The sequence below is a fragment of the Protofrankia sp. Cj5 genome (assembly GCF_917627405.1).
In the GTDB taxonomy this organism is placed as follows: Bacteria; Actinomycetota; Actinomycetes; order Frankiales; family Frankiaceae; genus Protofrankia.
In genome coordinates this window covers 1-10,789 of the sequence record NZ_CAKJTO010000136.1, presented here as the reverse complement: position 1 = coordinate 10,789, position 10,789 = coordinate 1, and the positions used below count along the sequence as shown (strand labels likewise).

The window sequence follows — 10,789 nt, the reverse complement described above, 5'->3', positions numbered from 1 at the left end:
CTAGGCCCCGCTCCAGCACCTGTTTGATCAGCCCGGTCTGGAGCGGTCCCCTTCCGCGTGCCCGCTTGGCGGGCGGCACTCGCGGAGCCGATGCTGGGCAGGAGCATCGCCCGCGCCTTACCCTGTGGGTGCCGAAAATGTCATCCGCCCTACTCAGGGCTGTCGAGTTGGTCGAGGAGTTCGCTGATGCGGCGGGCCATGGCGGTGTGGCGTTCTGCCTCGCGGAGCCAGCCTCGGTCGGTGGCGTCCTGGACGAGTTTTTGTTCGAGACAGAGCCGGTCGCGGAGGCGTGGGCTGTATTCGGTTGTCGTGAGGAATTTTGAGCATGTGAGGAAGAGGTCGCATTCGCAGGGGCCTTCTTCGGGGAGACGTAGACAGTGCCCGAGTTCGAGGGCGGTCTTGTAGTAGTTGGTGGTAAGCCAGTTGATGGCGTCTTGTGGGAGCTGGTGGTGGCGGATCGCGTCGGCGGCCGGGCCGGCAATTCGTGCGCCTGGGTGGAGGGCGTTCTTGTAGTCCTTGAGTACTGTCGGATCGGTGATTTGTGAGTAGATGAGGCTCATGGTGCTGCTGCGGTGGCCGAGGATCGCCATGATTGTCTGGAGTCGGGCGCCTTCTTCAGCGAGTTGGGTGCCGACCGTGTGTCGGAATCGGTGGGAGGTGACGATCCGGGCTCCGTTCTCGTCGATGAGTCCGGCGTGCTCGCAGGCCCGCTGCAACGCGACGTCGAAGAGCCAGTAACTGGACATGAGACGGCCGCGGGTCTGGAACACGTATCGGGTGGGCTTTCCGGTGACTTCATCGGCGAGGGGCCGGTGGTGGCCGGTGGCGGTGGCGGTGATGCAGGCGCGGAGGGCGTCCGCTGCCTCGGGGTGTAGCGGAACGATCCTCTCGGTGTAGGTCTTTCCTGCTGGTATGCGCAGCCTGGGATGCCCGTCGGGGTAGGCGTCGAGGCAGTCGAGTTCGAGCCGGCGAATTTCACTGCGACGAGGGCCGGCCCACCGGGCGACGAGGTTGGCTGCCTTCTGGTAGGGGTCCGCGAGGGTGTGAATGCCGGTGACGATCTGCGCGAGTTGATCGTTGGGGAGGTAGCGTGGGACGCTGACTACTTTCTTGGGCATGTCCAGGTGGCTGAGTAGTGGGCGGCCAGGGACGCCGTCCCAGCCCCAGGCGAGGGTGTTGCGGAAGAAGACGTTGAGAACCGAGATTGTTTGTCGCTGTGTTTCTAGGCTCACGGGAGCGCCGGTGCGGTAGTGCCGATAGTCGGTGCTCAGCCAGGTTAGGAATTCCTCGACATGGGGCCGCGTGAGCTGGGTGAAGCTGGTGATTTCGGGGTAGTTGTTGCTGAGCCACTGGGTGAAGGTCCGAAGCCGGCCGCGAATGTTGTTACGGTTCCGCGTTCGGTTCGGCGCTGCCCGGATGAGGTAGCGGTCGAAGAGTTGCTCCATTTCGGCGGAAGCCTTCGGCAGGGTGTGAGGGCTTTCGCCGAGGCTGATGATTTTGGCCTGCTCGGGCACGACCCCGAGGCTGTGAAGGACTACGTGCGTGACGTAGACGTGGGTTCGGGTTGAGCGGTACCAGGTCTTGACCTCGGTCCCGGCCGCGAAGCCGGGCCGCAGACACGTGACGTCGGGTCGATCACGGAAGGCGATGATCTCGTCCCGCAACTGCCGAAGGTCGGCGGCGGTGATGTTCTTCCAGTCGGGATCGGCCTTGCGCAAGGCGACCCACAAGCACGCCTTGAGCATCGAGTTGTGAGCGCCTGGGAGGCCGTAGCCGATGCGTTTCGCCTCGTGGCTCAGCTCGCTGATCCAGCCGGGTCCAAAGCCGAGTATGCGCCCGTTCGCCTCGGCGAGGTCCCTGAAGGAGTGCGCCAGCAGCCAGGGGTAGTCCAGCTCCAGATGCCCGGTCATGGCAAGAGCGCACAGGTAGAAGCGCTGCCCGGCGAGGAGATGGCGGCGGTGCGAGCTGTCGTGGCCGGCGGGGTGCAGGAGTCTGTCGACCAGCGGAGCGGTCTGTCAGACCTTCAGGTTCGGCCATCGCTCAATGAACTCGCGTCGGGCCTGATATTTGCTCCTGCGGTAGTGCACGGTGACTGGGTAGCGGTCCAGCAGGGCGCTGAAATCCTCAATAACGAGATGTCCCGTCTCTGCGGGAGGAATCATCCTGTCAGGCTGTCCCATCGTCGCCCTCCCGACCTTGGCGGGAGACGGCCCGGGTGGCCTTGGTGTAATCGGCGAGGACTTGCTCGTCGCTGACCAGCGTGTAGAGCCTGGTCGACTCCGGTGAGGCATGTCCCAGCCGTTTCTGCAACGTCAGCTCGCGCATCCCAGATTCCCACATGTCGGTGGCATGGGTGTGGCGGAGCGCGTGCGGGGTCGTCCAGGCCGTCCGGATAGCTAGCCGGTCGCAGTGCCGAGCGAAAATCCTCCACAGCGCCTGGTAGCTCAACGGCTCGGCACGGCGGCGGCCCTTCCCGCCGATCAGGAAGAGATACGGAGAACCTGTGTCGCGGGGTCGCTCGTTCATGACATAGTCGTTGATTGCAGCCAGAGTGCGGGGATCGTGCAGATCGACGACTCGTTCCGACCGGGACTTCTGTCGGACTCCCTTCGGATGATCGCCTCTGTGGCGAACGCGGACCCGACGGCGCCCGTACTCGATGTCGTCGGGTATCTGGAGGCCCAATACCTCCCCGGGGCGCAGCCCACCGTCCAGCATGAGCAGGAACATCGCCCGATCGCGTTTCGTGCGCAACGCGTTGAACAACGCATCCAGATCCGAGGCGGCCATCGGTCGGGGCAGCGTCCGCGCCGCCTTCACTTTCAGGGCCCGCCGCACGGGCCGCTGCCGGCTTGCCCTGCCCATGAAAGGCTGATGACGATCCGGGACTCGCGCGCGAGCGTGGTCCGCGACCATTCGGACCGGGTTCTCGTCCCTGAACTCCTCGACCGTGATTGCAAATTCGAAGAAGCTCGACACAGCGGCGAACGTCCGATTGACCGACGAGGCAGCCCTACGGTGACCAGGCCCCCGCTCGTCATGCGTCGCCAAAACCAGCCCCTGCACCTTCCCCGGCGCGCGAACCGGCAGGTGAACGAGGTAGTCCAGGAAGTCGGCCATGACCGCGGGTCCGACCTCAATGTACGACATGCCACGGTCAGCCAGAAACCGGTAGAAAAGACACAAGTCACTTGCATACGCCTTAACAGTATTTGGTGACATTGCCCGGTTCTGAAGATGCCGCAGGAACCTGCTCGGCATCACCTCCACGGCATCGCCTTCTGCCACCAGCACCCAGCGCGTCACGTCGTCCTGGTCGATACTCCGTGCGGTATGCAACGGCCTCTCCTCGCGATCGTCCGGTTAAGATCACCCGGACGATCCAACCAGGCTGATCACCCTTCACAGCCCAGGTGTCGAGATAACGGGGTGCATCGGCGGGTCGAAGTAGACGCCCACGACGGCGGCGCCTACCCCGCCGAGGAACGCGACCGGGCCGTGGAACGGTTTCCCGCAGATCGTGCAGCGGCCCTCGGACGCCAGCCGCAGCGCCGTCGCGCCGTCCACGGTGGTGAAGTCGAGGTCGCCGTTCGGGTGGTGCGCGGTCACCGCGGGGATCGGTAGCCGGCGACGCGGGTCGATCGGGAGGGACCGCATCAGCGCCGGAAGATCCGGATCCCGAACCTGACGGCCCGAGGGAGATGGTCCGGGCGGCGGCGCGGCTCGCGTCGGGTCGGGTGCCGTCGGCATCGCGGCTCCTTTCGTGTCTGGGCATGCCGAGAGCACGGCCCCGCCGGGCGGGGCCGTGCGTCGGGGTGGGACAGCGGGTCTGGCTCTCTGCGGGCGGCGGGGTCAGCCGGCCCAGGGCGCGAGCAGGTGGCGGAACGCGGCCGGGTCGGTCAGCCCGTCGGGGGTGTTGGTGAACAGCACCGGTTTCGTGGCGTCCCAGCCGGTGCCCGTCAGCGGCGCCGAGCACGGCGCATCGCGTCGACGCGGGACGCAAACTCCGCCGGCCGTTGTACCGGAGTGCCGCGCCAGGGTGACATCGAGGTCAGGTCGGCGTCATCCGAGACGATGAGGAGGACGCAACCTCCGCCGCAAGATCGAGCACGAGATTGTCCTCGTCATCGCGACAGTCGGGGACCGTCCTCGGCGGGGCGACAACTCCACCGCCAGAGTCGTCCGCGATCTCCACGAGAACGGCCACATACTCACTGATGGTCACCGTATCGAGCCCCGTGGCCGCGAGAACCCGAGCGGTATTGGTCAGAATATGCGGCGACAGCCAAAGCGGGAACTCTCGACCGTCGTTGGCCACGCCCAGACAATCAGCCGCAGGGTTGTCGGTCTTCGGTAGAAGGGTAGGTCACATCGAGAAGGAAGCAACCTCGCCGACGACCGCTGAGACAAGGACGTTGACGTCGTAGACGACGGGGATGTCACCCACGTTGCTTGAGCACCGCCGCGACCAGGTCATTCACTTTGGCAGCCGAGTAGACTCGGCGGATCTGTGTATGCGCGCGTCCCGGAGGTCACGCAACCGCTCGGCCCGCTCTTCTGAGGCCATGACCCGCATACCGACACGCAGGAACTCCGACCGGTTCCCGTGGCCGAACCGCTCGATCAGTCGCTCCAAGAGCGGGCGATCGCCGTCGGAGATCGCGAACCCACCGCCTGAGCAGCCATGACCCCTCCGTTGCGCATGCGTTGCTACCACCACGCGATTCGCCCGACCTGCAGCCAGCGACTCACCCCATCCGGAGGTGATCGGGCAAGCCGGGGCCGGTTGCGATCAGCTGCCGGGCCTCGGGACCGACCAGGACCACCGGCTCCAGGAGCACCCTCGACGAGACGTCCCTCACCCGCCTCGCCGAGATCCTCCCGGGCGTCAATTTTCGCAGGACTTGTCCGCCGCGCCACCGTTCGGCTTGACGTCGACCCCCTGCTGCGGCTTGCCACCGGTCGTCGTCGAGTTCAACGGGAACTGACGCTCGTCAAGAATCGTCACCGGCTTGTGCGCCGGCGCTCCCGTGTCGCTGCCCGCCCAACCGACGCAGCCGCTCACTCCCTTGAAGCTCATCTTGCCGATCTCGCCGGCGATATTATTCCTGTCGGCGGGCGCGGGACTGAGCCTGTGCACGGCTTCCGCGTAGACCTTGACGGCGTCATAGAAGACTAGTGCCGTCTCATCGAGAACTGGATCGATGGTCGCGGACTTTCCACACAACGTATCGTAGGACTTCCAGAAGTCGGCGCTGTCCCCGGACTCGTCCGCGGCACGCGTCGGGTCGGGGATGAGATCGGTGCAGTCTTTCAGGCTGCGGTTGACCGCCGCCAGCGAAACATACGAGAAGGGGATCTCGGGGTAACTGTCGCGATTTTTCGGTCCGGCCAACGCGGCGGGCACGTCCCCGTCGGCGATAATCTCAGGATAGTGCCCCTTCGCGCACCTCTGCCGAATACCTCCGAGCAGCCCGAGAAAGTCTGCGGCACGGCCGGCGAAGAACACGACACCAGTAAACGGACCGCCGGTGTTCTGTCCACCACAGAGGCTCTCACCCGCTACGTGGGCGTTTGTCAAGTCCCCGCCGGCGGGCGCGTCGTCTCCGTGGTACTTCGGCCGCGGTACAACCTCGAATCCGCTGGCCTGCGCGGCGTCCTCGATATCCTTACTGAGATTTTCCTGGTACAGGTCCGTCGGGTCCTCGGAGCTGAGGACAATCGCCTGCCTGGTGGCGCGGCCGGGCACCAGTTTCTGGGCGGCGAATGTTACCATGGCCGCGGCCTCGTCCCGGTCCGGCGCCGCGATCTGGAAATAGAAGGGATGACTTCCCTTGGTCAGTTGGTCCAGAGCGAGGGTCGGCGTCACCACCGGAATTGAGTGACCCAGGAGATTGCCGAGCATGTCGACCGTCGGCTGACGGCTCCACTCTGGCCCGACCACACCGACGATATCCGGCCTCTTACCCCCGCTCATCATGTGCACGATCTGCTTGCCGAGGGTTCTGCCGTCATCCATCCTCGGGCCTCCACTCGCGAAGAGTATGGAGATCTTCGGCGTGTCGGGCTTCATATTGTTCGCCAGCTGCGCCGCGGCGACACCCAGCAGCTTCTCACGCTCGGAGGTGCGGAGCACACTTTTGGTTCCGGTGGGCGGCTCGGTCAGGTCGCCGATGAATATCAGCGTCACGGGCGAGAAATCCTTCACCTGGAGGTTCTGATGCCATATCAGAAGGCCGACGTCCGTCAGCCTGTTCTCGGCGAGCGCGCCGGTGTCGTCGACGTGGAAGTCTGCGATATTGTCGCTCACTCCGACACAGACGGATCCCATTTTCGTGAGCGACCCGTAGTAATGGTCCAGAGGTCTGAGTCCGCAGTGCGACGAGCGTGACGAGTGCCGCACGACGACATCGATGACGACGCCCGCGCCGGCGAATAATAGCAACACCAAGGCACCCGCCAGGAATCGGGACCGTCGGCGGCGCGGGAGACGAACACCGAGCGAACCGGCGGCGCCCATCGCCCGAGACACCGCGCGGACCGGCAGGTGTCGGCGTCGGCTCTCGGGCTCCACCTGGGGTTCGTCACTCGTCGCTTCAGATCCGCTGTCGGCGCTGGTTCCCTGCGCCCCCGGCAGGTGTCGGCCGGGCCGCTCGTCAGCGTCGGGCGACGCATCCGGCGGGATAGCCAACTCCTCCCCAGATCGGGGCGCTCCATCGGCGGAGTATTCCACGGGAGCGTCGCCGGGAGGCGGTGACGTTTCCCTCCCGACCACCCCGGTCGACCCATCGCCCGAGGTGCCATCCCCATGCGGGGCGGCTGTGCCGACCGCCGGGGCGGACATCCCCGGCCCGGCTTGCGGCCGTGGACCGACACCACCTCCGGTGTCGGCGAATCCTTTCTGGAAGGTGGCGTTTCCTGGATACTCGTACAGCGCGGCCGCGAGGAGCCGGCGTCGTCCGTCAATAAGCATTCCATGCGACAAATCTCGCTGGATGTCCCGCCAGAGCTTTTGCGAATTCTCGCTCGACAAGGGCATCCGACCCCGCGACAGGCCGGCCCTCTCGAGCAGACTGGCGGCCTCCTTTAGATCGCAGTATATTTCCGCGAAGGCATCGACCTCCTCGTCCGTCAGTGTTTCCATGCCAAGTCCCCCGTACCTGATGACGTGACCAGGCACGCCATATGCCCCCGACATAGCCGTCGCCGAGGCGTGGACCAGACCGGTCGGCCGCGGATGGTGGGAGCAACGCGAGTTCGCACCCTGGCCACCGACGAGCCGGGTCGAGCCGGAAGGGCGCCCCATCGTCGACGTGCGTTTGCAGACTAGCGTGAGCCACACCATGGTAGGCGACCGGCCGCCGTCGGCACTTTGCGCCGCGTATGGCGTGGCCGTCCCGCAGCTTAGTGGTTGAGCCTGGAAGTCCTTCGGGGGTGTTAGGCGGCCTGCGCGAGGGCTCTGGCACTCGGTTCGGACTCCACCCGACTCCCGTGATCATTGGTGTTGGGTGGTGGGACGGGCAACCGAGCGACGGAGCCCGCGACGGCTGGTGCTGTGTCGTCGTCGAGGCGGGCGAGGTGGCGTTCGAGGTCGGCCGCGGTGTACTTCCACTGGAACGGTGTGGCGGTGACGGTGTAGCGGTCGACGAACGCTGTCAGGGTGTCGGCGAGCACGTCGAGGCTGGCGAAGTCGCAGGGTGACACGACCTTCCGTGGGACGAGCGAGAAGAAGATCTCGTCGGGTAGCCCCGGCGTATTGCTGCGCCGGGGCCCCCTCAGATGGTCATGGTCCGGCGGAGCGTCCACGGGTAGATGAAACTGGGCAGGCCATCCGCTGACGTCGCCAGTTCTTGGTACCGGCGAGTCCGGCCCTCAGATTGACGCTGGAACCCGTCCCGGTTGGGTACCCCGGGTTGCTGCCGTAGAGCGCGAGTCTCAGACTCTTGATCTTCTTGCGGGTTCCGCGGATGGCGTGTCCTGCCTGGTCGGGAAGATTCGTGGAACAGGAGTTGTCGTGGAGATCGTCTATTCGCGGTGCGCGGCGATCGACGTGGGCAAGAGGGAGATCGCCGTCGCCGTCCGCACGCCCGGGGACACCCCCGGACAGCGTCGTCAGCAGATCCGCACGTACAAGACCTTCTACCGGGTGCTGCTGGAGATGGTGGCGTGGCTGGTCAAGGAAGGCGTTACGCACGTGGCGATGGAGTCTACGGGGGTGTACTGGAGGCCGGTCTTCCATGCCCTGTGCGAGGTCGAGGGGATCGACGTGTTGCTGGTCAACGCCCGACATGTCAAGAACGTCCCCGGTCGCAAGACCGATGTGAAGGACAGCGCGTGGCTGGCTCAACTGTTGGAATGCGGCCTGCTGCGCGGCAGCTTCATCCCACCCAAGGACATCGCCGCGCTTCGTGAGTTGACCCGTTACCGCAAGAAGCTGATCGAGTCGCGGACCCGTGAACTCCAGCGCCTGTCCAAGGTCCTGGAGGACGGCGGTATCAAAATCGACTCGGTCGCTTCCAGCATCACCACCCTGTCTGCCCACGCCATGATCGAGGCACTCATCGCCGGAGAACGCGATCCGAAAGTCCTGGCAGAGCTGGCCCGAGGGACGATGCGGAACAAGATCCCGGATCTGACCATGGCCTGCGCGGGGCGCTTCGGTGACCACCACGCTCTGCTGGCCCGGCTACACACCAACCACATCGACCATCTGAGCGCGATGATCGAGGACCTCGACGATCGGATCGAGGAGATGGTCGGCTCTTTCGCCGAGCAGGTGAGGCTGCTCACGACCATTCCAGGCATCGGTGACCGGGCCGCGCAGGTGGTCATCTCCGAGATCGGCGTGGACATGTCGCGTTTCCCCACCCCCGAGCAGCTCGCCTCCTGGGCCGGACTGTGCCCGGGCAACAACGAGTCCGCCGGCAAGCGCAAGTCCGGCAAAACCCCCAAAGGCAACGTCGAGGTTCGCGCCGTCCTCACCGAGTGCGCTTGGGCCGCTAGCCACACCGGCACCTATGTGGGCGCCCGGTTCCGCCGCCTGCACCGTCGATTCGGCAAGACCGGCGGTAGGAAGGCCGCCATCGCGACTGCCCACACCCTTCTCGTCATCATCTGGCACGTCCTGCACGACGGCGCCGAGTACCGCGACCTCGGCTCGGACTACTTCACCCGCTACGACGACCCCGAAGCGCGTAAACGACGGCTGGTCCGCGACCTGCAATCCCTCGGCTACGACGTCGCCATCCAACCCGCGGTCTGACCCTCACCGCCACGGGCCCGACCCACCACGGGACAGGGGCTGATTCCGCATGCCCTCTCACCTTCAGTTTCGTCTCAGAACCGGCCGTGCCCGCTTTCCAGGCAACCGGCTCAAGCGAGCCCCGTGGGCTTGCGGGTGGGCAGAAGTGCTGCCCAGGTGCCGTCGCCGAGGGTGCGGCGGTGGCAGTGGGTGTGTATGAGGCGGGTTGCGACGCGTTCGTCCGGTGTGCCCGCGCCCCAGGCGATCAGTGCGCGCTTGCGGGTCGCCGTGCGCGTTGTCGCGAGCCACTGTTCCCACTCTTCGGGGCTTTGCGGCTCACGATCGGCGTGCAGGAGCAGGCCCCGGCACATAGGGCAGCGGCCGTGCTGGGCTTGGAGGAGCAGCGCGGTCACCCCCAGGTGTGGCCTGATCCGGCGGCGCCGCTGGGCCCAGTAGGCGGCCAGGTCGGGGTCATCGACGGATGACCTGCCTGCCACCATCCGGTGCCGGACGATCGGGGTCCAGGCAAACTTCCGCAGGTAGAAGCCGGTGTCCCGACTTCCGAAGATCCACGTGTCCTGCCTGGACGGATGGAACGCGCCGAAGTACCGGGCCCTGACCCAGTGCCTCGACTTATTCGGGTGGCGGAACCTGGCCCACTTGTAGACCAGTCTCCACACGTCGGCGTCCAACGCGTTGAACAGGCGTTTGGACACCCCGATCCGGTAGTAGGCCGCCCATCCGTTGATGATCGGGTTGAGTTTCGCGATCACCGCGTCGGCGTTGGCCCCGCGCAGGGCCCGCACCTCGGTGGACAGCCGCCCGCGGATCCGTCGCACCGCGTCGTTGCTCGGCTTGGTCAACAGCTTGCCGTTGGGATAGCGGCGGATGTTGAACCCCAGGAAGTCCACGCCCCGATCCAGCGACGTGACTTGTGTCTTGGCCTCGTTGAAGCCCAGACCCCTGGGAGCCAGCCACTCGGCGAGCCGCGCCTTGACCTGCTCGGCCTGCTCCCGCGAATGACACAGAGCGACCAGATCGTCGGCGTAGCGGACCACGACGGGGCTGCCGTTCATCGTCTTACCGGCACGAGTACCGGAGACGTGGTAGCGAACCCCAGCCGCGGCTTCCATGCCGTGCAGAGCAACATTCATGATCAACGGGCTGATCACCCCGCCTTGTGGGGCCCCCTCACTGGTTGGGGTGAACCGACCGGCCTCGATCACGCCCGCCGTCAGCCACTGCCGGACCAGTTCCCTGGCGGGGAACGTGCCCAACGACCTGAGGATATGATCATGGTTGAGGTGGTCGAATGCTGCCGCCAAGTCCGCGTCCAACACCCACACCCGTTTGGCGTCCCGGCGGGACGCGGTGGTGTGGATGGCCACGATCGCATCATGACAGCCACGGCCGGGCCGGAATCCGTATGACTTCGGCTCGAACCGGGCTTCCCACTCGGGTTCCAGCGCGTTGACCGTCAGCGCCTGAAGGCATCTGTCGGCGATCACGGGAATTCCGAGCGGGCGGCGCCGCCCGTTGCTCTTGGGG

General features: G+C 65.8%; 9 protein-coding genes. 1 reads left to right on the top strand and 8 read right to left on the bottom strand.

Annotated elements, in window-relative coordinates:
* Positions 1-149: 149 nt before the first annotated feature.
* From MJ777_RS20430 to MJ777_RS20400, 7 genes are all read right to left on the bottom strand, one after another.
* Positions 150-1,910 carry a tyrosine-type recombinase/integrase gene (locus tag MJ777_RS20430; RefSeq protein WP_239377485.1) on the bottom strand — a complete coding sequence of 587 codons (1,761 nt, stop codon included), beginning with the start codon at positions 1,908-1,910 and terminating at the stop codon, positions 150-152.
* Between the two features lie 105 nt (positions 1,911-2,015).
* The gene (locus tag MJ777_RS20425) at positions 2,016-2,162 is read right to left on the bottom strand and encodes a hypothetical protein (protein WP_239377484.1); all 147 of its coding nucleotides are present in this window, start codon (positions 2,160-2,162) and stop codon (positions 2,016-2,018) included.
* A 4-nt stretch (positions 2,163-2,166) separates the two neighbouring features.
* The gene (locus tag MJ777_RS20420; protein WP_239377483.1) at positions 2,167-3,339 is read right to left on the bottom strand and encodes a tyrosine-type recombinase/integrase; all 1,173 of its coding nucleotides are present in this window, start codon (positions 3,337-3,339) and stop codon (positions 2,167-2,169) included.
* Between the two features lie 63 nt (positions 3,340-3,402).
* Positions 3,403-3,750 carry a hypothetical protein gene (locus MJ777_RS20415; protein WP_239377482.1) on the bottom strand — a complete coding sequence of 116 codons (348 nt, stop codon included), beginning with the start codon at positions 3,748-3,750 and terminating at the stop codon, positions 3,403-3,405.
* A gap of 301 nt (positions 3,751-4,051) precedes the next feature.
* The gene (locus MJ777_RS20410; RefSeq protein ID WP_239377481.1) at positions 4,052-4,225 is read right to left on the bottom strand and encodes a hypothetical protein; all 174 of its coding nucleotides are present in this window, start codon (positions 4,223-4,225) and stop codon (positions 4,052-4,054) included.
* A 663-nt stretch (positions 4,226-4,888) separates the two neighbouring features.
* Positions 4,889-7,144, bottom strand: coding sequence for an effector-associated domain EAD1-containing protein (locus MJ777_RS20405; RefSeq protein WP_239377480.1), 2,256 nt, complete (start codon positions 7,142-7,144; stop codon positions 4,889-4,891).
* Between the two features lie 293 nt (positions 7,145-7,437).
* The gene (locus MJ777_RS20400; protein ID WP_239377479.1) at positions 7,438-7,806 is read right to left on the bottom strand and encodes a hypothetical protein; all 369 of its coding nucleotides are present in this window, start codon (positions 7,804-7,806) and stop codon (positions 7,438-7,440) included.
* A gap of 166 nt (positions 7,807-7,972) precedes the next feature.
* Between MJ777_RS20400 and MJ777_RS20395 the strand changes: the two genes are divergently transcribed.
* Entirely contained in the window at positions 7,973-9,262 is a 1,290-nt protein-coding gene (locus tag MJ777_RS20395; RefSeq protein WP_239377478.1) for an IS110 family transposase, read from the top strand.
* A gap of 110 nt (positions 9,263-9,372) precedes the next feature.
* Here MJ777_RS20395 and MJ777_RS20390 read toward each other — a convergent pair.
* A partial coding sequence (locus MJ777_RS20390) for a reverse transcriptase domain-containing protein (protein ID WP_239377477.1) occupies positions 9,373-10,789 on the bottom strand: 1,417 nt, incomplete at its 5' end.